The sequence below is a fragment of the Oscillatoria nigro-viridis PCC 7112 genome, from assembly GCF_000317475.1.
Lineage (GTDB): Bacteria > Cyanobacteriota > Cyanobacteriia > Cyanobacteriales > Microcoleaceae > Microcoleus > Microcoleus nigroviridis.
The window spans coordinates 1,602,206-1,627,218 of record NC_019729.1; the positions used below are offsets into that span (position 1 = coordinate 1,602,206).

The 25,013-nt window shown below is 46.5% G+C and carries 22 protein-coding genes; 12 read left to right on the forward strand and 10 right to left on the reverse strand.

Annotated elements, in window-relative coordinates; translation table 11 throughout:
* Nucleotides 1-34: 34 nt before the first annotated feature.
* The 3 genes from OSC7112_RS06850 to OSC7112_RS06860 all read right to left on the reverse strand — a co-directional run bounded on the left by OSC7112_RS06850 (nucleotide 35) and on the right by OSC7112_RS06860 (nucleotide 2,794).
* Nucleotides 35-679: a hypothetical protein gene (locus OSC7112_RS06850; protein ID WP_015175223.1), complete on the reverse strand. Its 645-nt coding sequence runs from the start codon at nucleotides 677-679 to the stop codon at nucleotides 35-37.
* A gap of 381 nt (nucleotides 680-1,060) precedes the next feature.
* Nucleotides 1,061-2,251: a cysteine desulfurase family protein gene (locus tag OSC7112_RS06855; RefSeq protein ID WP_015175224.1), complete on the reverse strand. Its 1,191-nt coding sequence runs from the start codon at nucleotides 2,249-2,251 to the stop codon at nucleotides 1,061-1,063.
* 138 nt (nucleotides 2,252-2,389) lie between these two features.
* Nucleotides 2,390-2,794 (reverse strand): DUF7682 family zinc-binding protein, encoded by a 405-nt coding sequence (locus OSC7112_RS06860; protein WP_015175225.1) that lies wholly within the window; start codon nucleotides 2,792-2,794, stop codon nucleotides 2,390-2,392.
* 191 nt (nucleotides 2,795-2,985) lie between these two features.
* Between OSC7112_RS06860 and OSC7112_RS06865 the strand changes: the two genes are divergently transcribed.
* Nucleotides 2,986-4,650 (forward strand): DUF655 domain-containing protein, encoded by a 1,665-nt coding sequence (locus OSC7112_RS06865; RefSeq protein WP_015175226.1) that lies wholly within the window; start codon nucleotides 2,986-2,988, stop codon nucleotides 4,648-4,650.
* 328 nt (nucleotides 4,651-4,978) lie between these two features.
* A complete protein-coding gene (locus OSC7112_RS06870; protein ID WP_015175227.1) occupies nucleotides 4,979-5,623 on the forward strand; it encodes a hypothetical protein in 645 nt (214 codons plus the stop codon).
* Between the two features lie 134 nt (nucleotides 5,624-5,757).
* On the opposite strand, the gene cax is transcribed toward OSC7112_RS06870, so the two are convergent.
* Entirely contained in the window at nucleotides 5,758-6,858 is a 1,101-nt protein-coding gene (cax, locus tag OSC7112_RS06875; protein WP_015175228.1) for a calcium/proton exchanger, read from the reverse strand.
* Between the two features lie 194 nt (nucleotides 6,859-7,052).
* Here cax and OSC7112_RS06880 point away from each other — a divergent pair, with 194 nt between their 5' ends.
* Entirely contained in the window at nucleotides 7,053-7,802 is a 750-nt protein-coding gene (locus tag OSC7112_RS06880) for a Uma2 family endonuclease (protein WP_015175229.1), read from the forward strand.
* Between the two features lie 225 nt (nucleotides 7,803-8,027).
* On the opposite strand, the gene OSC7112_RS06885 is transcribed toward OSC7112_RS06880, so the two are convergent.
* The 4 genes from OSC7112_RS06885 to OSC7112_RS34350 form a co-directional block, all read right to left on the reverse strand.
* The gene (locus tag OSC7112_RS06885; protein WP_015175230.1) at nucleotides 8,028-8,648 is read right to left on the reverse strand and encodes a DUF6391 domain-containing protein; all 621 of its coding nucleotides are present in this window, start codon (nucleotides 8,646-8,648) and stop codon (nucleotides 8,028-8,030) included.
* A 176-nt stretch (nucleotides 8,649-8,824) separates the two neighbouring features.
* Nucleotides 8,825-9,538, reverse strand: a complete 714-nt coding sequence (locus OSC7112_RS06890; RefSeq protein ID WP_015175232.1) for an MORN repeat-containing protein — start codon at nucleotides 9,536-9,538, stop codon at nucleotides 8,825-8,827.
* A gap of 103 nt (nucleotides 9,539-9,641) precedes the next feature.
* Nucleotides 9,642-10,406, reverse strand: coding sequence for an MORN repeat-containing protein (locus tag OSC7112_RS06895; RefSeq protein ID WP_015175233.1), 765 nt, complete (start codon nucleotides 10,404-10,406; stop codon nucleotides 9,642-9,644).
* A gap of 215 nt (nucleotides 10,407-10,621) precedes the next feature.
* Complete coding sequence (locus tag OSC7112_RS34350; protein ID WP_150111507.1) at nucleotides 10,622-12,571, reverse strand: hypothetical protein; 1,950 nt, start codon at nucleotides 12,569-12,571, stop codon at nucleotides 10,622-10,624.
* 164 nt (nucleotides 12,572-12,735) lie between these two features.
* On the opposite strand from OSC7112_RS34350, the gene OSC7112_RS06905 reads away from it, so the two are divergent.
* The 6 genes from OSC7112_RS06905 to OSC7112_RS06930 all read left to right on the forward strand — a co-directional run bounded on the left by OSC7112_RS06905 (nucleotide 12,736) and on the right by OSC7112_RS06930 (nucleotide 18,952).
* A complete protein-coding gene (locus OSC7112_RS06905; RefSeq protein ID WP_015175235.1) occupies nucleotides 12,736-13,926 on the forward strand; it encodes an RNA-guided endonuclease InsQ/TnpB family protein in 1,191 nt (396 codons plus the stop codon).
* A gap of 188 nt (nucleotides 13,927-14,114) precedes the next feature.
* Nucleotides 14,115-14,762 (forward strand): retropepsin-like aspartic protease family protein, encoded by a 648-nt coding sequence (locus tag OSC7112_RS06910; protein WP_015175236.1) that lies wholly within the window; start codon nucleotides 14,115-14,117, stop codon nucleotides 14,760-14,762.
* 426 nt (nucleotides 14,763-15,188) lie between these two features.
* Nucleotides 15,189-16,787 (forward strand): 2,3-bisphosphoglycerate-independent phosphoglycerate mutase, encoded by a 1,599-nt coding sequence (gene gpmI / locus OSC7112_RS06915; RefSeq protein ID WP_015175237.1) that lies wholly within the window; start codon nucleotides 15,189-15,191, stop codon nucleotides 16,785-16,787.
* Nucleotides 16,788-17,261: 474 nt separating this feature from the next.
* Complete coding sequence (gene secG / locus OSC7112_RS06920) at nucleotides 17,262-17,501, forward strand: preprotein translocase subunit SecG (RefSeq protein WP_015175238.1); 240 nt, start codon at nucleotides 17,262-17,264, stop codon at nucleotides 17,499-17,501.
* A gap of 220 nt (nucleotides 17,502-17,721) precedes the next feature.
* A complete protein-coding gene (locus OSC7112_RS06925) occupies nucleotides 17,722-18,447 on the forward strand; it encodes a peptidase (RefSeq protein WP_015175239.1) in 726 nt (241 codons plus the stop codon).
* A 37-nt stretch (nucleotides 18,448-18,484) separates the two neighbouring features.
* The gene (locus OSC7112_RS06930) at nucleotides 18,485-18,952 is read left to right on the forward strand and encodes a bis(5'-nucleosyl)-tetraphosphatase (RefSeq protein ID WP_015175240.1); all 468 of its coding nucleotides are present in this window, start codon (nucleotides 18,485-18,487) and stop codon (nucleotides 18,950-18,952) included.
* Between the two features lie 260 nt (nucleotides 18,953-19,212).
* Here OSC7112_RS06930 and OSC7112_RS06935 read toward each other — a convergent pair whose 3' ends face one another.
* A complete protein-coding gene (locus tag OSC7112_RS06935) occupies nucleotides 19,213-19,692 on the reverse strand; it encodes a rhodanese-like domain-containing protein (RefSeq protein ID WP_015175241.1) in 480 nt (159 codons plus the stop codon).
* Between the two features lie 412 nt (nucleotides 19,693-20,104).
* Here OSC7112_RS06935 and OSC7112_RS06940 point away from each other — a divergent pair, with 412 nt between their 5' ends.
* Genes OSC7112_RS06940 through OSC7112_RS06950 form a run of 3 tightly spaced genes read left to right on the forward strand, consistent with a single transcriptional unit; the run spans nucleotide 20,105 to nucleotide 24,151 of the window.
* A complete protein-coding gene (locus tag OSC7112_RS06940) occupies nucleotides 20,105-20,824 on the forward strand; it encodes a hypothetical protein (protein WP_015175242.1) in 720 nt (239 codons plus the stop codon).
* A 17-nt stretch (nucleotides 20,825-20,841) separates the two neighbouring features.
* Entirely contained in the window at nucleotides 20,842-22,662 is a 1,821-nt protein-coding gene (locus OSC7112_RS06945; RefSeq protein WP_015175243.1) for a hypothetical protein, read from the forward strand.
* A 1-nt stretch (nucleotide 22,663) separates the two neighbouring features.
* The gene (locus OSC7112_RS06950; protein ID WP_015175244.1) at nucleotides 22,664-24,151 is read left to right on the forward strand and encodes a DUF1802 family protein; all 1,488 of its coding nucleotides are present in this window, start codon (nucleotides 22,664-22,666) and stop codon (nucleotides 24,149-24,151) included.
* Between the two features lie 60 nt (nucleotides 24,152-24,211).
* Here the strand turns inward: OSC7112_RS06950 and OSC7112_RS06955 are convergent, their stop codons facing one another.
* The gene (locus OSC7112_RS06955) at nucleotides 24,212-25,003 is read right to left on the reverse strand and encodes a Uma2 family endonuclease (protein WP_015175245.1); all 792 of its coding nucleotides are present in this window, start codon (nucleotides 25,001-25,003) and stop codon (nucleotides 24,212-24,214) included.
* Nucleotides 25,004-25,013: the final 10 nt, after the last annotated feature.

Sequence of the window (25,013 nt, forward strand, 5' to 3'; positions counted from 1 at the left end):
CGCATAGGCGGACTTAGTTTGTGTAGACGCGGTTTCAACCGCCTGGTATTTTGCTGTTATTGTAGGCAGTAGCCAGATTATTTTGAGTTTGCGTCCATTTTTCACTACCGGGTTCGCGATTATTTAAAACTATTTGATAACCAGTAATGGCAATTTCAATATTGTTCGCTTTATTCCCACTGGGAAAGTCACTAATATGAATACTCAAATTTTCAATAAGACCGATAATTGAGCTAATAGTTTCTGAGTTTTCGCCGGCAATTAACTTATGCGCCACTTGCTGTAAAGTCTCGGCAAAAGTGGCATTGAGGAGATGTTGTCGCCCTTCCAGCATGGGGTAAATTACTGCTACATCCCCGTTGCTATCTTGTTCGGCTTGCAATAATTCTAGGAAAAAGTTTGCATACTCTTGGAAATTTTCACTGGCAGAGTTATTGCTATCTACGTCATCGTTAACCTCGATGATTTCCGCTAGGTAACGGGCTAGATGTCGGAGGAATTTAGCGCCATTTTCGCCTCCTTGTTCTGCCAACGTTGATGCTACTAACTCGCAAGTTTCCAGAAATCCGCGATCGAGTAATTCTGAGTTATCCTGTAATATTTGCGGTTCGTCTCCGTTGGGGGCATTCAGCAGGGTGTGAATTAATTGCAGATAGGCTTGGGCGCGCTTTTCTTCCATTTTGGGGAGTTGTGAATAACACCGGGATTTATTTTAGCATGATTTTACGATATTTTGTAGGGGCGGGTTCGCCAACCACATATAACAATTACCAACCATCTATATAAACCCGCCCTGCCACCACCTAGAACCCACGTCAGCCTACAATTTGCCTCGCATCGCCCAAATGTAAATGATGATTGTTGGTTGGTGGGGGCGGGTTTTTGAGATTGTTTATTTCAGGCAATTATGGTTGGTGAACCCGCCCCTACAGGATGTATGAAAGATTATTTTGATTGTGCGGGGGTGGTGATAAACCGGGTTTTTGAGAGATACTTCATTACAGTCGATAAAAATCGTAAAAACCGGGTTTCTTGGGAATTTTAACCGCAGATTTTCCTGCTAACGTCTAGATAATGCTACTTTGGGCATTAATCTATCCAAAATTTGCTCGATCGCAATTACTGTCCAATCAATATCAGCTTCTGTGGTTTCTCGTCCTAGAGTCAATCGAATTCCACCAACTGCGCCGATTTCGTCATATCCCATTGCTAATAATATCGGACTGGGAGTTAGTTTGCCGCTGCTACAAGCAGAACCGGAACTAATGCCAATTCCTGCTAAATTTAGCTGCCGCACTAGAGTTTTGCCTGTGATTCGCCCTGTATCTCTCTGTTGATAAGGGCGAGAGGAAGGGGAGATTATGCAAAAACTGACGTGGTGCGGCAGCCGACAATATCGATCGCCAGTTGGTACTAAACTGGGTACGTGGGATAATCGGTCAAAAAGTCGATCGCGCAATGCAATTAACCTCGGCGTTTCCACATCTATTTCCTGCAAAGCTAACTCCGCCGCCACCCCAAAACCGACGATTGCCGGCAGCGCTTGTGTCCCGGAACGCAGTTTCAATTCTTGCCCGCCGCCCCCCAACATTGGCACTAATTCTACTCCCGGACGCACGTAAAGCGCGCCTGCACCTTGCGGCCCGTAAAGTTTGTGACTGGAAACCGAAAGCAAGTCTACGGGCAGTTTCTGCACGTCAACTTGCAGCTTGCCGGCAACTTGAACTGCATCGGTATGAAACATGATATTGCGATCGCGCGCAATTTGTCCTAATGCCTCGATTGGTTGCAGCGTGCCAACTTCGCTTTGTCCGTAAATGATTGAAATTAACACTGTATTCGATCGCAGCGACTCTTGCAAATCCAAAGGGTGAATTCGCCCAAATTTATCCACTGGTAGGCGCGTCACTTCCCATCCCAACTGTTCGAGTTGTCGCGCCGGTTCTGCTACTGCGGAGTGCTCTACGCTGGAGATAATAATATGCTGCGGCTTTGTATAAAGACGGGCAATTCCCATAATTGCCAAATTGTCTGCTTCTGTGCCGCCACTGGTAAAAATCATCGATTCCGGTAGCGCGTTAATCAAGCTAGCAACCTGCATTCTTGCTAATTCTAAAGCTGTCGCCGCCCTTTGTCCCCACTCGTGCAAGCTGGAAGGATTACCCCACTGTTGAGTCAGGGCTTTTTGCATGGCTTGAATCGCTTCTGGGCGTGCGGGTGTTGTGGCACTATAGTCGAGATAAATTTGCATGATTTTAAAGGAATAAGGAATAAGGAACAAGGAAGAGATACACAGCACGCTTTTTAGCGATCGCTATTTTACCTTTCAGGTGGATCTACTTAATGACTAATGACTAATGACTAATGACTAATGACTAATGACTAATGACTAATGACTTCCTGGTTTGCAGACGTTGTAGTCTTCGTGCGACAAAACTTTTTGGGGAATTAAGAAAGTGCCGCAATCTTCACAAAGCATTCTGTAGTTGCGAGTTACAGGAATACTGATTATCAAACGGTTGTGACGCAGGCGTTTGCCGCCGAAATCTCTGTAATTCTTATTTTCGCCCAAAGCTGCTATAATTGCCCGGGCTTTAGTGACTACGTGGTCGGGCAGACCTCTGAGATCGATGATATCTCTAGCAAATGATGCTTCCCTCTCTTGTTTTTTGGTTTGTTTTTGTGTCAGCACTTCAACGAAATGCTGCTGCGCCAGCAACTCTTGCGTGCAGCGATGGCACGCTTTACCATATCCTTTGTGACCGCACGGAAAAATTCTTTTTCTTTTAGCCATAAAGCAGCGGTATAGGGTTTGACCCACGCCCCTGAATGCTGCTACCCTACCAGTGATGCTTCCGGCATCGAGGCAGTTCTACAAGACGTAAAATCTATTCCCTTGCATAAATTTAATAGGTTGTAACTTTACTCGATCCAATAGCTTTGAACTGTGGTTCGGCTAATAACCTCTATATTTTTTAAACTTTTGTGGCTGTATTGTATTATCATTTACTCGGTTTCTGTTGTGCGGGGCTGGTGGCGATCAATCTGGCGGGCTGCGGACAAACAAAGCAAGACGTGCAGAATTTACCTCTCAGTCTGGCTCCATTGCCTCAAGACCCCTTGTTGCAAGTATACTTCAATCAGTCGATCGCTTCGAGTTATACAGAGCCTTACCGCCAGCAAACTAGACCTGGAGATGATTTAGAAAACTCGATCGCTGTGGCCGTAGCCAGTGCTGGATCGACGGTAGATGTAGCGGTTCAGGAGTTTCGCTTGCCCGGGATTGCGAGGGTTTTGGCCGAACGAGGGCGATCGGGAATTAAAGTGAGATTAATTGTCGAACATATGTATAGTCGCCCTTGGAGCGATTTTACAGCGCAGGAGTTAGCGAAATTACCGGAAAGAGAGCGCGATCGTTATAACGAATTTGTGCAACTTGCCGATCGCAATAAAGACGGTAAATTGACTGCCGATGAAATCAAGCAAAATGATGCTTTGGTAATTGTCAAGGATGCGGGTATTCCTGTAATTGACGATACTGCTGACGGCAGTAAAGGCAGCGGTTTGATGCACCACAAATTTGTAGTAATTGACGGCAAAACCGTAATCGTCACTTCTGCTAATTTTACAACAAGCGATATACACGGAGATTTCAAGACAGCAGCAAGTCGCGGCAATGCGAACAATTTGCTGAAAATTGAAAATCCTCAATTAGCGCAACTATTTACTCAAGAATTTAACATCATGTGGGGCGACGGGCCCGGAGGCAAACCGGACAGCAAATTTGGCATCAAAAAGCCGTTTCGTCAAGTGCAAAAAGTGAAAATAGGAAATGCGACAGTTGCGGTGCAATTTTCGCCGACTTCCCAGACTTTGCCTTGGGAAAAAAGCCCTAACGGTTTGATAAATCGAACTTTGGGTAGTGCGAAAAAGTCGGTTGATTTGGCACTGTTTGTATTTTCGGCTCAGCGGTTGTCAAATACTTTGGAAATTGAAGCTAGCCGGGGAGTTGCGGTGCGAGCTTTAATAGACTCTAATTTTATTTATCGCTCTTACAGTGAAGGGTTGGATATGATGGGGGCGACTTTGATGCAAGATTGCAAGTTAGAAACTGACAATCGCCCTTGGAGAAAGCCGCTGACTGCGGTGGGAGTGCCGCTGTTACCAATGGGCGATCGCCTGCACCACAAATTCGGCGTTGTGGACGGCAAAACGGTGCTTACAGGTTCTCACAACTGGAGTGAGGCGGCAAATCGCGGGAATGACGAGACGCTGCTGGCGATCGAGAGTCCCACAGTTGTGGCCCATTTTGAGCGGGAGTTCGATCGGCTTTACAAAGGTGCAACCTTGGGAATTCCCGCCCGAATCAAACAGAGAATTGACGCTAAGAAAAAAGAGTGCGATTCACTACAAGCAGCATCAAAATCTCCGAGTGCTAAACCTCAGATTGCTCCGGGTAAAAAGTTAGTTAATTTAAATGCAGCGAGTCAGGAAGAATTAGAAACCTTGCCTGGGGTTGGCCCGAAGTTAGCCGAGAGAATTATTGCAGCGCGGCAACAGCAACCTTTCACCTCTTTGGAAGATGTGGCACGGGTACAGGGAGTCGGCGACAAGATTTTAGATAAATGGCGCGATCGAGTAACTTGGTAGTTAAGTTCGTACTCCTGAGATGTTGCACCATTCTCAATTACTTGTTTAGGAACAGGCTTTTCGGCCTGTGAAGCGAGAAAATTCACTCTTTGTGGAACAGGCCGAAAAGCCTGTTCTTGAGAATGGTGCAAGATGTGAGTAGTCAGGACTCCCTTCCTGACTCTACAAAGTTCACAGTCATAACTTCCGTCCTTCCTTTAGCAACTCAGCATCCAAGACTCAAGCCCTTACTAGAAACCTATTGGAGCTACTTTGACAACACATCAGCTCTCAAGTTAAAATAACTCCTCAACAAAATGCTATCTATTCACATTAGAGGTAGAGAGAGATGAAACACGCCAGATTTATTACGGGGAGGCCACAAATCAAATTCCTAGGTATTTTGGTGGGGGCTTTTTTTTTGACGCTAGCAGCTTTCACAGTTAGCGCCCAGCAGACTAGCGAAGCACAATTTAGGGTCAAGAACGAAAACGCTTTTAATATTAATTTGATTCAATTTAAGCGCACAGAATATGTAGGTTCGTGTGCCGGTACTGTCTTCTCCCCTGATTCGCAAAGCGCTCGATTTGTCTCCAGCAAGACTCCTCCCGCCCCAAACAGGAGGGTGGTGATTAAAAATGTGACTGATGGCATGGATACTAACCCCTATCCCTACACAGACAGAAGTTACAATAAAGGTGAGTTCTCCGAGGATTTTGCATTTAAGTTGGGTAACAGCCACAAAACAAGAACTTTTTCGGTTTTAGAGGGAGAAAATAAGTTTGTCTATGAAATTAAAGAAAATGACCAAGTTATAGAACAGGGTACGCTTACGGCTGAAGTTTCTATACAAAGCTTAGGTACTTTTCCCCGTCAGCAAATTTGTGAAGATAAGGTAGAATGTCGGGATACTTCTGATTGTCGCGACAGTAAAGGCCGAAAAAGGAGTTGCAGACGAGAGTGTTTTCCTGTTCAACAGTGTCGCTGTCCGTAATCAGTTTCTGCCCTCAATTTTTTTTAAATTAACTGCAGAAGACAAAGAGGAATAACAAACCAGAAATAAGATAAGTTTTTTTCCAGGGAAGAGGGGCAACCACGGGGGATTGCCCCTCCCAAAAAATTGTTAGTTTAAGTAATCGGGTGAAAGTAAAATGCTGCTCCTAACACGGTGTATGTTGCTAAAAGCAGCACTCCTTCGAGCCAATTAGAACGCCCGTCGAGACTAATTAGATTGGCAATTGTCACGGCAATGGCAACTGCAACTACTTCAAAGGGATTGAAGTTTAAATCCATCGGCTGATGAATCACTAATCCGATAATCACCAACACGGGCGCTACCAGCAAAGCAACTAGCAAACTCGAACCCATCGCGACAGAAACTGACAAATCCATATTGTTTTTCATCGCCACTCCCACCGCAGTTACATATTCAGCCGCGCCGCCAACAATCGGCAACAGAATTACCCCTGTAAACAGCGGCGTCAATCCCAATCCTTTGGTAGTTTCTTCGACAACACCCACGAAAATTTCTGATTCAAAAGCAACGGCAACAGTTGAGGCAACTAGCACTCCTAGCCACAGCCACAAATTCGGTTTGTGCGTAGTAGATTCATCTTTGGTATTTTGAGGATTTTCTGACTCTAGTTCTAGTAACCCAACTTCGTAAAGATAGCTGTGGGTTTTTAATGAAAATAGGAGAGTTAGAGCGTAAACTGCAATTAGGACGATCGCAGTTATTAAGGAAAGATTCTGAATGGCTGCGGGTTCGACTCCATTGGATGTATAAATTACCATTGTCGGCAGCAGGATTGCAATCACTGCTAGAGTCATCGTGGAACCGTTCACCCGCGCGATTATTGGCTTGAATTCCTGTTCTTTGTAGCGGATTCCTCCTAGCAGCATGGAAAATCCCATGACTAAGAGCAAGTTGCTGATAATTGTACCGGTTATGCTGGCTTTTACAATGTCAATTAAGCCAGCTTTCAGGGCAACTATGGCAATAATTAATTCCGTAGCATTGCCGAAGACTGCATTTAATAAGCCGCCTATGGATGGGCCTGTAACGATCGCCACTTCTTCTGTTGCTGTGCTCAACCAAATCGCCAGAGGTATAATGCCTAAAGCGGATGTGATGAAAACTGCCAGGGAACCCCAGTGCAAATACTCAGCGGCGATGGAAATGGGGATAAAAATTAACAGCGCTATGGAAAGAATCTTTTTGATTGACATAGGAACTCGGATGGTGTACGGAAGGGTAAGGTCGAGTTGTCGGGGCGATCGTCAAGTTGATTTTACACTATTCAACTATTCTCTGACTATTCTGGTGGCGAGTGCGATCGATAATTGGGAATTTTTAACCGCCAATGCACCCAGATCGAGGCAGATTGAATATAATAGAATTATATCGACATCGGTGAAAAGATATGTCTCAATCTGTAGTGCCAGTTGTTGAATCAAAGCAAATTGATACTTCACCCACCTTGACCTTTGAAGAATACCGTTCCTATCAAACTGATTCCGATCTACAATATGAACTGTACAAAGGCAAATTAATTCCGATGCCAACCGCAACAGTTTTACATATCAAAATTTGCGAATATTTAGTTTACAAATTGCAGCGTTACCTAGCGGAACACAATCTTGACTTAGTAGCAAAAACAGGTCTGGGAGTAAGAACAGAAGAAGATACCTCTCGGATTCCTGATGTAGTTGTTTGCACTCAAAGTCTTTTGGAACAAGCTGCCGCTAGACCAGGTTCTGGTATCCTCGATTTTGAGGAAAAGCCCCTGTTAGTCATAGAGGTAGTGAGTCAAAATCGGCGCGCCGATTATGTGATTAAACGAGCTGAGTACGAACTAGCTAACGTGCCTGAATATGTAATTGTTGACCCTACACCTAACAAAGAACTGGTGCGAGTTTTAGCCTTTCCTGAAGGTGAAGACATCTATACACAAACAGATTTTGTGCCGGGGCAAAAAATGGTGTCTGTAGTATTTCCCAATCTGACATTATCAGTGAGTGAAATACTGTCTCCGCCATTAGTTGAAGGGTTGATTAAAGCAGAACAAGCTCGGTTCCAGGAACTTGAGCAGCAAGCTGATGAGCAGCGCCAACGGGCTGAAAGATTGGCGGTGAGGTTGCGAGAATTAGGAGTAGATCCAGATCGCATTTAGGAGCTTGGACGACCCAGAATTCATGAGTTAATTGTTATTAGTTATATCAAATCCGCGCTGCATCGGAATTATTCAGATATCTATGCTCGACCTCTGCGTGAATCCGCGTTCACCCATTGTCATCGGCGGTTGCAAAATTCTCTTTTTTTAACCGCAGATACAGGCAGATAAACACAGATAAACGCAGATGAGTTAGATCTATCGATCGCGCTTGATACTGTGCAACTATTCAACCCAACGCACCCGAACAAAATGAGCTTCGCGTCCCCAGAAGTCGTGACTTACAGTAATATCAACCACACTCAAATTAAACGGAATAGCAGTTGTGACGTAACGCTGAGCCAGAGATCCCACATCAGGAGCTAACTGAGCAGCCGCAGCCGCCGCTGCACCCAAACCTAACAGTTGCAGAATGGGCCCCCGAGGCAGGGCTAAATGGATGCCGACAGCAAGTCCTGCCGTCAGCAGCATTGCCACCGACAAATTCGTGCCACAGCGGGGATGTACAGCTAAATCCCACTCTCCGCTGGCAATCCGCTGCAAAGCCTCGCGCACTGCCTGACGCAACTGTGCAATGTTAACGTGGCCATAAAGATAAAACCCTTGGTCTGTGGACATCCCGCCCAATAACTCATTATCGGCTCTTGCTGTGGTCGCACCAAGCGATTGGCTTAGTACCCAAACCGTAGCGTGTTCCAAAGCATGAACTTGACGCAAAGTCAAGACTTCCTTCAAACCGGGCACAAAATTGAGTTGTCGCAACAAATCAGCATCTTGAGTCCGCTGCGGCGCAAAGTCGAAGGGAAACTGGCCGGTGCGCCCGGAAGCAGAAGCAGTAGTTGTCATATCAAAACGCCTCCATTAACTCCATTAAGTGGATATTTAACATTAGCAATTCGTTGAGAAAAAGCCGATCGTAAATTATCAATAGTTTTGACTTTAAAACCCAGCAATGGCAGGTTTGGTGCAAAAAATATTAGCCCTCAACCTGCCCTTACTAATAGATCGCACTTATTCCCAGTTTATCGTTCGAGGCGCTGGCCGTCGCGGAACACTCCCGGAAACCGCCGGCCACTGGTATCGATAATTGTGCCTTTGCCGTGAGGTAATCCCTTACGGAACTCTCCCTGATAGCGGATACCGTTAGAAAACGCGCAGCTACCCCTAGCATCGAGTTCTTGATTAAAGAACTGTCCCGAACACCGGGTACCGTCAGCGCGGGTGAACACTCCCGCACCTAAAGGCTTGCCCCCCAAAAATTGACCGACAAAGCGATCGCCGTTAGCAAAAATGAATTGTCCCTGTCCAGTCGGCGTACCCACTTTCCAATCCAGAGAAAACGGCCCTATATAGCGATCGCCATTAGTAAAAATAGCTGTCCCGGAGCTAATTTTGCCATCTCGGAATATGCCCTCGACGCGGGCGTCGTCCTTAAATATAAATTGTCCTCGACCGTTTGGCTGGCCGAGACGGAATTGCCCCTCATAGCGATCGCCGCTGGAATATACGTATACCCCCGTGCCACTCGGCAAACCGTTAACGAAGTCTCCGATGTAGCTATCGCCATCGTCGTAATCGCACCTAACTCTACCTGTAGGGATAGCTGGCACGCAGCGACCGGTTTTAGCTCCTGTTCCTTGCGCCATTGATGGCAAGGGATAAGTCGCGTAACTACCAATTCCCAACACAGATGTAACTAATAGAGCGATTCCACTGGTTTTAAAACGGGAAATCATTAACTAAGTCTCTCCTATACGCTTCTGGATATTATTTTGCTTCGTCATTTGTCTTTTGTCCGATTTCTGGTCAAAAGTGGCCTGAAAACCTCAATATTATGCTTTACGAAAATCCGCGTTTGCCGTTGCGATATACCCCCGGAAAGCGCCTGCCGCTAGCATCGATCATCGTTCCGACACCGTGAGGCACTCCCTTTCGCAATTCTCCTTCATAGCGCGTACCGTTCGGGAAAGTGCAGGTGACACTAGCGTCAAGTTCTTGATTAAAAAATCTGCCTGAACAGCGAGTGCCGTCTTTGCGTACTAATACCCCTGGGCCAAAGGGCGAACCTGCAAAGAATTGTCCTTCATAGCGATCGCCATTGGAGTAAAAAAATTGACCCCGCCCTGCAGGTTGGCTGCTAATGGCATCAGTCTGAACGTTCCTGACGACTGCAAACTCTCCGACGTAGCGCTCGCCGTTGGGGAAAACGACCGTCCCCGATCTCATCGTGCCGTCTTGGAACACGCCTGTGTAGCGGGCATCATCTTTAAAAATGAATGTCCCTCTACCATCTGGCACTCCTTTCCGAAATTGTCCTTCGTAGCGATCGCCATTAGCGTACACGTAGACTCCATTGCCGTCGGGCAGGCCGTTGACGAAATTTCCCTCGTAGTTATCGCCTCCCTCGTAATTGCATTTCACTCTCCCCGTCGGAGGGTTTCCTTGGCAGAAGGGAGGGCGTTTTCCTTCTTCGGGTTTTGCCTCTGGTTTTGGCTCTGGTTTTGGTTGAGCGATTAATGGCTGGGGATTCAAGAGATTAGTGGCGCTTCCGATACAAGAAGCAACTAATATCACCATCCCTAATTTTTGAATTGAACTGAGCATGGGAAATCTCCTTTGACTTCTATTAGTGATAGAGCTTTTACAAAAGCTAAGACTCGCTGAAAAGTCTTCTATTTTTTAATCCCTAATGTTTCTTCCCAGAAGCGACTAACTCACTCTATGTTAATTTTACCTTCAGATTCGATATCAGCCATAAATGCTAAGGGCAAAAATTTGAGTTTTTGCCCTTAGCATTTTTCATGCTTTAATGTCAATTTTCAGCGCCGCGTTGAGCTATTCGGATTTAACAGACGGCTAATAACTGCATTGGCGGGTTTTTGTTCGCGACTTGCAGGTTTTTCGCCCACACCTTTGGCAACCTCAACGCCGTTTTCCTCTAGGATTACAACTGGATCGGCTCCGGGCTTGATATCCACCCGCTTGACCAACACTTGTCCGTTAGACAACCGCTGCCCTACTTTGACATATCGACTTGTTGGTTCATTCGGTACTTTGACAATCACTTGCGTCTCGTTCCCGACTTTTACCACCCCGCTAACTTCAGTACCTGTAGCGAGGTCAGTAGAAGGCGGTGGCGGTGGTGCTGGAACTACGGGTATCTGCGGAGGGGGTGGGGGATTGGGGTCTCTCCACTGGGGCGGCCGCTTGTCTACTGGCAGTTCCGGCAGATCCGGCACTCCTATGGGTCTAGCTGCAATTGGCTGGGGCGGGCGCGGGGGTGCTGGACGGCGCGGATTCCTACCGGTAGTTGGTGATGAAGTTGGACGGCCGCCCACTTGAGGCGTATTCAGCCCCGGAACTTGGCGCGGGGAGCCAACTTGTGCGCCTTCGCCTCCTGGAAAACCAGGCTGTCCAGGGCGACTGCCCAATTGAGGCGCATTGACTCCCGGAACTTGGCGCGGGGAGCCAACTTGTGCGCCTTCGCCTCCTGGAAAACCAGGCTGTCCGGGGCGACTGCCCAATTGAGGCGCATTGACTCCCGGAACTTGGCGGGGCGAGCCAACTTGCGCGCCTTCGCCTCCCGGCAGAGAAGGATCTCCGGGGCCCGCTAGGCGGCGCCCTAATGGCGGGGGGCTTAGCCCCGGCACTTCTGGCAACGAAGCTAATTGCCGACCCAGGGCTTTCTCGCCTTCTGGCTGACGATTTGTCCGAGTTTCGGATAGAACTGGCAGAAGAGGCGCTTTTGCGATAGTTCGCCCCTCATAGTCTTGATCGCGGAGGGCTGCATCCACTCTGTTCTTGCCCTGCCGCCAAACTGCTTGCAGCATATTGATTCGCGTCACGCAGGACAGTTCCCCCCTTCTTACTGTCGGCGGTCGATATACCTCAATTGCCTCGGCAATTTCCGGCACTATGGAACACCGGAGAGCATCAGGAGGCGATTTTTCTCCGTAAATATCCCACAAGTTTGAGGCTGTCACATATTCACCTAGGGCCTTTTCTATTCTTCTGAAGAATGGTCGGTTAGTTAGGAGTAACTCTCGTCTGGTTGAATTCTTTTCTCCTTCTCTTCCGTAAATAGTAGTAACCAATGTACGCAGATCTGTACTGTACTCAGAGTTTTGTGTGGTGTCGTCTAGCAAAGCCTGAAGCGTCCTGAATTCGCTGACCACGCCTCTTGCTGTCGGGCTGAGATTGATTTGGGGAGCGGCCGGGCCTTTAAGCTTAGTTCCTCCAATTTGGACTGGGCGGGATAGTTCTGGCAGTTTAGGTATCATGGCCACCTGTCGCTGTGGCAGTTTGGGCAACGGATTGACTGTCATCGGCCCTGCTGGGATTCCGCCCGGGACATCGCCAACTCCCGGAGGGTTTTGAACCGCGATCGGCGGCAGCGGCCCAAAGGGGTCTAACTGAGAAGGATTGGCTGTCAAAGGGCCTTGGGGCACTGGCTGAAGCGGAAGCGTTGGATTCCTGTCCTTTTTGTCGCCGATATTTGTTTGAGCCTGTCTGGCTCGTTCGTCTGGGTTAGTCGATCGAATTAACCCTGGAGGCTGGGCCGCTACTACTGGAGACTGGAATGTCTGAGTTCCTGGGGTGGGGCTGGCAGAGGCTGCCGGAGACGGAGAGGCTGCACTGGGGCTGGGGCTGGGGCTGGCTGTGTTGCTGCCCTCGCCACCGCAGCCTGCGATCGAGAAAGCTAGTAGTCCTATAGTTGCAAAATATAAAAGTTTGTGCATTGCCGATCGTCCCCAAATGCTTAATTTCAAGATCTCCAACAAGGCTTTGCAATTACAGCCTGTTGCCGTTTATAAGTTTATCAAAAATTTGGGTTTTAAACCCCGTCCTAAAAGGACGGCTTTAATTGTAACGTATTAATAACTTACTGAAGATTTTATGCTGGAGCCTATAGTATAAGATGGGAGGTAAGACCATGTTAGTTTTTGAGTTTAAGGCCCACGGAAAATCGAATCAGTTCAAAGCAGTAGACGAAGCAATTCGTACCGCTAAGTTTGTCCGCAATAGCTGTTTGCGTTATTGGATGGACAACAAGAAAGTGGGCAAAAACGACTTAAATAAATACTGCGCCGTACTAGCTCGCGATTTTCCCTTTGCCGACGAACTCAACTCAATGGCAAGACAAGCTAGTGCAGAACGGGCATGGTCTTCTATCTCCCGATTTTACGATAACTGCAAGAAAAATATTCCTGGTAAAAAAGGGTATCCACAATTTCAAAGAGATGGCCGCTCGGTGGAATACAAAACCACTGGATGGAAACTTGCTGACGATCGGAAATCAATCAACTTTACGGATAAAAAAGGAATTGGACGATTAAAACTAAAAGGCACACGCGATCTACATTTTTACCAAATTAGCCAAATAAAAAGGGTGAGATTAGTCAAACGTGCTGATGGCGTGTACGTCCAATTCTGTGTGGATGTCGATAGAAAAGAAAACACAGAACCCTCTGGTACTACGATCGGATTAGACGTGGGATTGAAGGAATATTACACCGATTCAAACGGAAATACGGTTGAAAATCCGAGGTTTTTAAGAAAAGGTGAGAAAGTCCTCAAACGCTATGGGCGTCGCGTATCCCGGAAAGTGAAAGGTTCAATAAACAGGGGCAAAGCTCGGCAGATTCTAGGTAAGCGCCATCTCAAAATAAGTAGACAACGTAAAGACCATGCTGTGAAATTAGCAAGGTGCGTAATCTCATCGAACGATGTAGTAGTCTACGAAGATTTGAGAATCAAAAATATGGTGAAGAATCATTGTCTGGCTAAGTCCATTAATGACGCATCTTGGTATCAATTTCGTGTTTGGCTTGAATACTTTGGAAAAGTGTTTGAAAAAATCACGGTTGCGGTGAATCCCCAATACACCAGTCAAGAATGCTCTAGCTGCGGTCAAATCGTGAAAAAAACGCTATCTACAAGAACTCATGCTTGTCAATGTGGTTGTGTCTTGGATCGGGACGAAAACGCAGCTAGAAATATCCTTAGTCGAGGATTAGGTACGGTAGGGCATACCGGAACCTTTGGTCTTGAACCAAGCAACTCTTTGGGAGAATTAGTCTCTACTGTTGCTGGAGAAATCCTGCCTCAGCAAACTGGCTCGTAGATCAAAGAATCCCCACGCCTTCAGGCTCGGGAGTGTCAACTGTGTTCGATGTTATGCGATCGCTTGAAAATTGCCAAGTTTTCGTGACGATCCGATCGGGTTCTTCGGGCGCTGGGTTTTCTGGAGCAAGTTAGGATATCAATGGCGGTCGTTGTGGGAAATATTGAAGCAATCAAGGTATTTAGATCATGGCAAAAGTGATTCTCAAGCGGATTTGGCGATCGGGCTTTGTTTTTGCGACCGTTTTGGTGGGTGCGGGATCTGTGGGGGGCGGCGAGGTGCATTCTGATTCACATCAGCCAGCAACCCAGGTGATGACATTGATGCCCGATGGGAGTTCCCAGCAGCCCGCTCGCGCTATAACGGGATCGGGATTGACAACGGGCAAATTGTACTCTCAGTTTTGGAACCCATCCAATTCTGGTGCCAAACCCCCAGCAAATCAACCGGCTCAGCCACGGCGGAATCCACAGGTATTTCAAGCTAAAATCAAGCGCCGCGCTGGCGGGACGCCGGTGATTGATGTGGTATTTAACGGCAACAAAACTTTTGAGATGATTGTCGATACCGGGGCGAGCGGCACTTTGATTTCTCAGCAGATGGCTACTGCACTGGGAGTGAGGCCGGTGCGTACCGTGAGAGCGGGGATCGCTGACGGTAGCTTTGTCGAGTTCCCGATCGGTGTGGTGCGATCGATTCGGGTTGGGGGTGCTGCGATCCAAAATGTCGAAGTGGCGATCGCGAAACAAATGCCAATAGGTCTGCTCGGCCACGATTTCTTTGGCAATTACGATGTCAAAATTAAAAAAGATGTTGTAGAATTTTATGTCCGCTGAGAGTGAGCGGATTCGGAAACCGATTTTTGCTCAACTGGTTTGAAGTTATTCCCAGCCCAGTCAAAACTGTTTAATCTATTCCTTAAGGCAGTAGTCAAAGCCCGCCATCTGTGGTAATCTTTTCAGTGTTTCAATAGCAACCTACCGTTGAACAATTCGTGAAAATTCGGCGGCAAAAGCAGGGTGGCTGTTGGTGAGATCGGTAACAGCCTCCGACTGTGCATTCACAGTACAGGGCAAGGCAATCAATTAAACAATTCCGAAAGCAGGTCGAAATTAGTTCCCAAAACGCTGTGTCTAAGGGAATTTTGCTGGGCTTTGTTCAGCCGGAGCCGAGAAAATATGTAAACTGATTAGCGGAAGATGTTCCGCAAAATCGGAAATCATGAAAATCGAGAAATTAATTATTGTAAATAAGGTATTCGCATGGCACAAGCGTCTGTATCTCCTGTAGTGCTGATTATTCTAGACGGCTGGGGTTATCGTGAAGAAAAAGACGGAAATGCGATCGCTACTGCAAAAACACCCGTGATGGACAGTCTCTGGGCCGCTTATCCCAGAACTCTGATTAAAACATCGGGCCGGGCGGTAGGGCTGCCAGATGGGCAAATGGGCAACTCAGAGGTTGGTCACTTGAATCTGGGCGCGGGCCGGGTGGTTCCTCAAGAGTTGGTGCGGATCTCGGATGCAGTGGAAGATGGTTCTTTGCTCAACAACCGGGCGCTGGTTGAGCTTTGCGAGAAAGTCAGCGCCACGGGCGGCAAGTTGCACCTGACTGGTCTTTGTTCTGAAGGTGGGGTTCATTCCCATCTCAGTCATATTAAGGGTTTGCTGCAATTAGCAAAAGCACGGGGAATTTCTGATGTTTGCATTCACGCCATTACAGACGGTCGTGATACTACTCCGAAAGAGGGTGTCGAAGCTCTAGGCAAGATTCAAAGTTATATCGCAGAGGTAGGGGTCGGTCGGATTGCGACCATTAGCGGCCGCTACTACGCGATGGACAGGGACAAGCGCTGGGATCGCGTCCAGCGCGCTTACGAGGTGATGACGACTGAGGGTGCTCCTGACGGTCGATCGGCTGTGGATGTGTTGCAGGCCTCCTATGCGGTCGGAGTGACCGACGAGTTTGCTGTTCCGACTCGGATTGCTCCGGGGGCTGTGGCATCCGGGGATGGGCTAATTTTCTTCAATTTTCGCCCGGACAGGGCTAGAGAATTGACTCAGGCTTTTGTATCTCCCGATTTTAAGGGGTTTGAACGGCAGTTAATTGAGCCCCTGGCGTTTGCGACTTTTACTCAGTACGACCCGAAACTGTCGGTAATGGTGGCTTTTGAACCGCAGAATTTGAACAATATTCTGGGCGAGGTGATTTCTAAGCACGGTTTGCGGCAGTTGCGGACGGCGGAAACTGAAAAGTACGCTCATGTGACTTATTTTTTTAATGGGGGTCTGGAAGAGCCTTTTGCAGGGGAAGACCGCGAGTTGGTGCAGAGTCCGATGGTGGCTACTTACGATGAGGCGCCCCAGATGTCGGCGGACTTGGTGACGGATGGGGTGGTGACGGCTTTGGGAAAAGGCATTTATTCGTTTGTGGTGATTAACTACGCTAACCCGGATATGGTTGGTCATACGGGGAGGATGGATGCGACGATAATTGCGATCGAAACTGTGGATAAATGTTTGGGGCGGCTGTTGAGCGCGATTAGTAAAGCTGGAGGTACGGCAATTATTATTGCTGACCACGGCAATGCTGAGCAGATGTTTGACGAGGACGGGAATCCCTGGACGGCTCACACTACTAACCCCGTGCCGTTTATTCTGGTAGAAGGCGAAGGTCTGAAGATTCCGGGTCACGGAACGGATGTTCCTCTGAGGGCTGACGGTTGTTTGGCGGATATTGCGCCGACAATTCTGGAGCTGTTGAGGTTGCCTCAGCCCCCGGAGATGACGGGACGCTCTATGATTCGATCGGCTGAGTTTGAAGTTCGTGCCAATCGCACTCCGGTGCGAGTCCGATTGTAGTAGGGACGCTGCAGTAGGGACACGTCGTCGTGCATTGGTGTCAACTTAAGCTGTCATCCGCCCAGTCCTCCCGCCCATCCGGTAGTCCGCCAGGGAATGAATTCCCTGTCTAATAGCAAAAGTCCTCTCAAGAGGACTAATGAGTTTAAAAATTCCGCGTTGCTGGATTGGGGTATGAAATTTGTAAGGGCAATCCCCCTGTGGTTGCCCCACCGCTGACAGCGTAAGCTTAGAATTACCCCATCAGGCAAAATCATACTTGGATTCAGCAGCACCAAAAATTCTTCTTTTCAGTCCTCTTAAGAGGACTTTCGCTTTGAGACAGGGAATTCATTCCCTGGCGGACTGGCGGACTAACAGCTTAATTTGACAACAATGGGTACGATGCTGTGCCCCTAAGCGAGTTTGTGCGCGATCGACTGAATTTGATATGATGATTGATTACCGATTACTAATTACCAATTACCCCAGATTATGAATATTGTTTCTGTGTTACAAGTTATCTGGTCTTTGTCTGCTTTAGGACTTGTGGTTTTTGTGTTGCTGCACAGTCCTAAAGGCGATGGCATTGGAGGGATTGGCGGACAAGCTCAATTGTTTACCAGCGCCAAGAGTGCAGAAACAAGTCTGAACCGGATTACTTGGGGTCTGTCTATTGTTTTTATGGGTTTGACTGTGATTTTGAGTGCTGGTTGGTTGGCGCCTAAGTTATAAGATTCAATATCACGGGCGAGACGCCCGTGCCACATGAGCTCAGGGGCGAGACGCCCGTGCCACATGAGCTCAGGGGCGAGACGCCCGTGCCACATGAGCTCAGGGGCGGGACGCCCGTGCCACATGAGCTCAGGGGCGAGACGCCCGTGCCACATAAATAAATATTGTGGGGTGGGCTTCTAGCCCGCCCTAAAGATGTAATTTAAGTGCGGTTGCAAAAATGCGGTTGGGGAAAGTGACATTAAAACCTCGATTGCTGGCTGGTTTGGGATTGGCTGTATGTTGTTTTAGCCTGATAATTTTTAGTCAGGTTAATACTCCAGCCGCGAGTCTTTCTTCTCTCCCGAATAGTTTGCCGAATCCACAGGTTCACCCTTTGCCGCCAACGCTGGCGAATTGGCAAGATTCCACCGATAGCGGTGATTATTTTGACCGGGTTAAGCCACCGAATTTCGGTCATTTGCTGTGGTCGAAGTTTCCGATTCAGGTTTATGTTGAGCGTCCAGTTGATGCTAATAAGTCTGAAGAATGGGTGGCGGCTGTGTTGGATGTGGTGCGGGAATGGGGGGTTTATTTGCCTTTGGAAGTAGTGGATAGTTCGGAGGTGGCTGATATTAGGATTTTACGTCGGACTCCGCCTTTGCGTCAAGGGGTTTTGCGATCGCGCTCTGGAGAGGCTACCTATGAATTGTACGCCCGTCGGGATGGGGATAAAACTGTGTTATCTCATCGGTTTTCGGTTTATTTGAATCCGACTCAAGTGGGTAAGTATATTCCGGCGACGGCGCGGCACGAGTTGGGTCACGCTTTGGGAATTTGGGGCCACAGTTTGATGGAAACTGATGTGCTTTATTTTTCTCAGGTGAGAAATCCTCCGCCTATTTCAGCGAGAGATGTTAATACTTTGAAGCGGGTTTACGAACAGCCGACTCGGTTGGGGTGGTAATATTAGTTTTGATATGTAAAATCGTGTCAGTAAAAAGATGAAAGATGAAGCTTTTGGCATTGTGCCAGTTTTTGCGACTGAAACTGATAGTTTGTTTTTGTTGATTCAACATCAAGCGGGACATTGGGCGTTTCCTAAAGGTCACGCGAATCAGGGAGAATCTGCTCTAGAAACGGCGAAGCGGGAGTTTGAGGAGGAAACTGGCATCCGCGATTGTGAAGTGATTGAGGAGCCTATTTTTGTGGAACGTTATTCCTTTGTTAAGGAAGGGAAGCCTAGTTCTGTGGAACATTATTCCTGTGCGAAGGAAGGGGAATCAATTGAAAAGACTGTTACTTATTTTTTGGCTTTTGTAAATTCTATGGAAGTTCAGTTGCAAGTAGAGGAAGTTCAAAATTCGGTCTGGAGTTCCTTTGAGGATGCAGTTAAGCTGATTACTTTTGATGGGAATCGGCAAGTTTTAAGGGAAGTCAAAGCATTTTTGGACGCGAGGAAGGAGTGTTAACGAGTGTTGGAGACACACACTTGTTTATGTAGGATGTGCATTGTTCACTTTACGCTATAAGTAGCCTGTTAAAGCACTTTGTGCGTCCGCGACTGTTAATATCTAGTCCGGTTATACGATCGCAATTAAGTTTGTAGTAAGGACTTTAGTGCTTAGTGACTGCAAGCTTTAAGAGAGAGCTCGATTCCTTACTACAAACAAATTATTTGGTTAGATGCCCAACTTCTTCAATAAGTCGGGTATCTAGGTATTCGGTGTGATTATTTGTTGATTTTCTGCGCTTCTGCGTGGTGTTGCAAGCGAGAGAAAACGTTGTAGGCATCGGGGCCGGGATTGCCATGTTCGACTGCACCGTCGATGGGGCCGTCGATGGCTTTCCAAGCAGGAATTCCGCCTTTTAGTTCGGCTACTCTTCTAAAGCCTGCTGCGCGGAGAAGATTGGCAGCTTCGGCGGTTTGTTCGTCGTTTTCGCCGTAGATGTAGATGTCGCGGATGGGTTCTAAACTGGATTGTGCTCGATCGACTAATTCGTATATTGGCATGGGTACGGCGCCGGTAATGTGGCTTTTGGCGAAGGTTTCAAAGTCGCGGGCGTCGATGATTGTGAGTCCGGGTTCGCCCCAATCTAAACGCGCTTTGAGGTCGTGGCTAGAGGCTTGAGCTTTTAAACCGGGAGGGGTGGGAGTAAAGTCGGGAAGTTTTTCTTTGATGTTGGAAATTTGGTCTGGAATAGTTTTCATGGGTAAACTGTTGTTGAATGTTTTGATTGCCACTGCAATGTAACAAGATGCTTAAGTTGAATTCGTCTTTCTAAAGGCAGAATCGAGCATTGAACTAAAGTCGCAGTTACGCTAATTTGCTGGTTGTTAGCTGCGGTTGGGATCGCTACATTTGTTGAGGTTGCTAGAGCGTAGCGGGCTGTGCTTAAAATTGTTTCGATCGCATTTAGTGTGGAGAATGTGAAGTGCGATAGATTGTTTGATTCGCTATTTTATCAAACAATCACATTTTAGTCAATGCCTATTATTTTTAAATTAACTTTGCATAAGTTGTGCATAGCGTCGCGCGGATTTTTGCGGAAAAGTTTAAATGTTTCTCAGCAAGGTTTCTGGTACACTTTAAAAGTAAAAACAAGTATTTAAAGGTATGAATATGTCTGAGAATAGTGAAATTGCGGTGCCTATAACTTTGACACCAGAAGAGCAAGCGGTGTGGGATGCGAAGGCGAAAGTTCGGGTACTGCTGAATTTGTGGGATTTGAGCGGCGGGAAGATGAAGGTGAAAAAGGGGGATTTGACTAAGCGAATTGTGCGGACTAATGAGACGAGTCAGAGATATGTGGAAGTGCTCGGCGAGTTGCAGGCGACTGGGGCGATCGAGTATTCGCTGGTAAATCGGGTGACGCTGGTGGAATTGACGGCGAAGGGGAAAGAAGTTTTAGCGCAGGGGCTGAAAAGTCGGGATTCTCTGTTTGAGTTTGACGGTTCTCAAATTGGTACTCGGCTGGGAAATTCTTTGTTGAAGTGGATTCGGCATCAGGATGGTGCGGCAAGTGTTGCGGTTGAGAAGGGGAAGGCGGATGCAGGGGCGATCGCATCCTATGAGGATTTTAAGTCTCAAGCCCTTGCCCTATTTGAGAAATTGGACAAAGGCTACAACTACATGGGACTTGTCCCAATCTGGCATCTGCGCCGTGAGCTAGGGGAACAGGTTAGCCGGGAGAATTTCAAAGACTTGATTATGCAGATGCAGGCCGATCGTTTATTTTATCTCCAAAGTGGAGAGGCTCGTGGAGCAACTGATGAACAAAAGCAAGACTCGATCAGCGATGACATAAGAGGTCTTTTATTTTTCGCTAGCAAACCATCTTGAGATTGAGGCAGAAAACAATGACTGATCCGTATACACCGTTTGAAGAAGCACGCAAGCAACAGCCGAATCCTTTCAAATTGAAACCCATCGTAAGCGCGGATGAGGTTTGGGGTGAAGTCGTAACTGATCTCCCTGACCTCAACCAACAGGTTGACCAAACAATCTATAAAGCAATTTCTGAAGTCCGCCAAAAATATTCTGATAAAATCGGGATTGCAGTCAAAGGTGATAGAGGCACAGGCAAAAGTCATACAATCCACCGGATATGGAAAACTATTGAGCGTGAGGGCGGAGCTGTATTTGCCTACATCCCTCAATTTACTAACGCTAGTCGAATTGACTCCCATGTACGATTCTATCTTTCACTCAGCTTTAAGCACCAAGATGTCAGAGGAGTAACGCAATGGCAGCAACTTGCTGCGTCTATGATTGCGACTCTTAAGGGAACAGAATTTGAAGAAAAATACCAGCCCTATCTTGAAAAATGCCATCATCCTGAAGAATTAAGGAAATACCTCATTCAAAATCTCAACCAACCTCAAAGATATGAATTTATTGATGAGGTAATCGAAGCAATCTTAGAATCTCAACATGACCTTGACTTTAATTTTTTGAAAGCCGTTTTATTTCTCATATTTAGATCGGCTCCAATCGCTCAAGTTGGTATGGCTTGGATTCAAGGTATAGATCATCCTGAAACCAAGCAAAGGGGTTTACCAGAGTTTTCGCAGCAAGAACAAGATGCAAAGTCTATTTGGTTCATAGAGCAGATATGTAAGCTTGCTGGAGTTTCATCACGCCCCGTATTGATTTGTTTCGATCAACTAGACCAAGTTAGTGTCGGTAATGACTGCGGAGATAGCGCTGCTCAAATAGTAGCTAGCTGCATAGATAGAATTTACTTTCAATGTAGCAATGTACTTCTCCTCTGTTGCGTTATTAGCGACACCTGGAAGGAAATTGAACAAATGGGAAGTGGCATACCCGATCGTGTAGGACAAAGGTCTGTAGCTACAAACCCACCTACTTCTGATCAGATGTTAGAGCTTGTTAAATTGAGGCTAGCTTGGTTTCACAGCAAAAATAATCTAAATTCTGATGATTACCCTAATTTATATCCTTTTGATGCTAATCAAATCAGAGGTATTGCAAGTAAAGCTGCTGGTGTGCGAGACTTGATGAAATGGTGTGCTGAACAATTTGATTCAGTGGAAATTGTAGATCCAGGAACTTCAACGAGAGACCCGATCAACAATAAACAGCAAGAGTTTCTGGATTCTTATTCTGAACTCTTGAATCGAGTTTCAGTCCCCGAACAAAACGATGATCAGTTAGCTGCTATTATTGCCTCTACAATGGCAATGATTCCTAAATGTGGAACAGAAAATGTAATAATTACTTCGGTTACACATATTAATCAGGCAGGTCACGATCTACATTTGATTATTGAGGGCCACGATTCTCTTCAACAAAAAACAGTAAGAATTGGAGTCAGAGTTTCCGAAACTTTGACGGGCATGACATTCAATGCAGTAATGCAACGACTGTTGAAATATGCCAAACATAACATTACTCGTGGTTGCTTAGTCCGCTCAACACCCGTTCCCCTCAGTTGGAAGAAAGGCAAACAGCTTGAAGAAAAACTTGTACAGGAACAAGGAGGTGAAGTTGTTGTTCTAAAGAAGGATGAGATCAAGCCTTTAGCAGCACTTCATCAAATTTACGAGGAGGCTGAGAACTACGGGTTTACTAAGCAGGAAGTGATTGACTTCGTTCAAGAATTAAACCTGGCTGCTAAAAATCCACTACTTTGTGAAATTCTAAGCGCTCCTACTTAACATGAATCTTGGAATCATTAAGGGTATTCAATTACCAGCTTGTGATGTTGACCTGCTAACATTAGGCAGGCTAATTGCTGTACCATTCAGGCAAAATATCAGAGAAGGTGAGGTACTCTGGCTCTATCCCAGTCAACACCTTCCTGATAATCTTAGCCTCGATCAATACTATCAGACTCAATATTTGACGAAGGCGGAAAGTGCATTTGCTGAACTTCAAACATATCCTATTCAGATTAAAGTATGGGCGCGTTGTGAATATCATTGGCGGATTAATCCACAACAAAAGTACCTTCTAGAGAAGATTGCCAAGTCAACCGTTTGGAAATTGGAAGCTTTGGAACATATTTTTGCACAATACCAAGTTCTCAAGCTATTGATTTTACGAGTTTATCGCCTGTCTAATCCTTGCGTAGTCAATGTGCAAACAGAGTCAGGAGCCTTCTATTGGCCGCAGCGCGACGATGTGATGGCAATGAATAGCGAGATTGATACTCCGGTGATTTCTGAAGCTAGTTTTTATCAGCGTAAAGCTCTCTTGGTGGCGGGAGAAGTCTATCCTTATAAATATTTAGAAGCTTTGCAGTTGCAAGTTGAGGAAATTGGTAGTAGCAACTTAGCTGCCAATCCGCTCAACGATGATATCAAAATGTTTCTAGGTTGGTCGGAAAAATTACCCACAACACAACCAGACCCGGATTTAGCATGGATAAGTGCGATCGCACAAATCGGAAACTCTAGCGATGGTAATACATTTGAAAAGTTAGTCCGCAAAAGTTTTGTCAAGCTAGGTTTTGTCAATTCTAACACCAATCCGAAAGCTAGTCTCAATCCAGAATCGACAGGCGGCGCTGGTGGTTTAGACTTTTATTGCGAGACTCCCTATCCAGTAGCGGGAGAGTGCAAAGCTAGCAAATTTGAAAGTGTACCTAATAGTGTAACGGCTCAACTAATTCATTTAGGTTTGACTCACTTGGGTCAAGATAAGTTCGATCGATCCGTTAAAATTATTTTGGCGGCTGGGCCTTTAACTAATCCAGCTAATCAAGCAGCTATTGGTAGTAAAATGAACGTAATTCGCCCTGAAACATTGCAAAAGCTGGTTGAACTGAAAGCTAAGCAACCAGGTTCGATCGATTTATTACAGTTAAAACCTTGTTTAGAACAACAGCCGTTTGGTGAGGAAGCCGATGCTAAGGTTAATCGCTATATTGACGAGGTGCGGGAAAAGCTTAAAGTGCGATCGCACATAGTTCAGCTAGTCAAAGACTTTTTGGAAAGAACAAAATCAACAAGTGTTGAATTTAATCAGCTTCACGGTGCTTATGCCTTTTCTATGTCGCCCCAACCTTCTTTAAAATATGAAGAAATGCACCAAATTTTAATAGAACTTTCCTCACCTTTGACGGGTTACTTAGGGCGAATTAAAGGCGAAAATTGGCAAAGCGATCGCTTTTATTTCCTGCGCGACTTGCCGCTAGATGATTGAGATACGTCAAGGGCGATTAAGAGCGGGATAGATTCGCTCGCGCGTACTTTATCCAATTTCCTATACAGCATCAGGATCTACGCCCAATTCCCGCAATCTCGCCGCCAACCTTTCAGCGCGTTGATGCTCCTCTTGGGCACGTTGACCCTGCTCTTGGGCGCGTTCGCGTTCCATTGCAGCTTCCTGTTCGAGTTGCCGCAATTGAGCGTTTTCTGCCTTAACTAACTCCTCTACCAATGGCGGGTTTAGTATTTCATCCACCGATAAAACCAGATCGGGAAATACTACAGACACAATTTCCTCACCAGGCAAGAAATCTGTATACGTGTAACCATCTTCACCTTCAATCAATGCAAAAAGCCTAATTTTTTGCTTACCAACTTTAGGGTCAACAATGCAATATTCTGGCACATTCGCTAATTCGTACTCTCCGCGTTTAATCACGTAATCTTCGCGGCGATTTTCGCTGACAACTTCTACCACTAACAGCGGCTTTTCATCAAATTCGAGGATACCTGCACCTGGTCTAGCAGCAGCTTGTTCCAAAAGACTTTGAGTGCAGACAACTACATCGGGAATCCGAGATTTATCTTCATCTGTTCTCACTCCCAGACCCGTTTTTACTACTAAGTCGAGATTGTGTTCAGCTAAGTAACGCTGCAATTGGTAAACTAAATATTCGCAAATTTTGATGTGTAAAACTGTGGCTGTTGGCATCGGGATTAATTTGCCTTTGTACAGTTCATATCTTACATCAGATTCTCCTTGATAAACTCGGTATTCTTCAAAAGTTAATGTCGGCAAAGTATCGAGCTGTTTTTCTTCGACTGCTGGCACAACAGATTGAGACATATATTTTTAC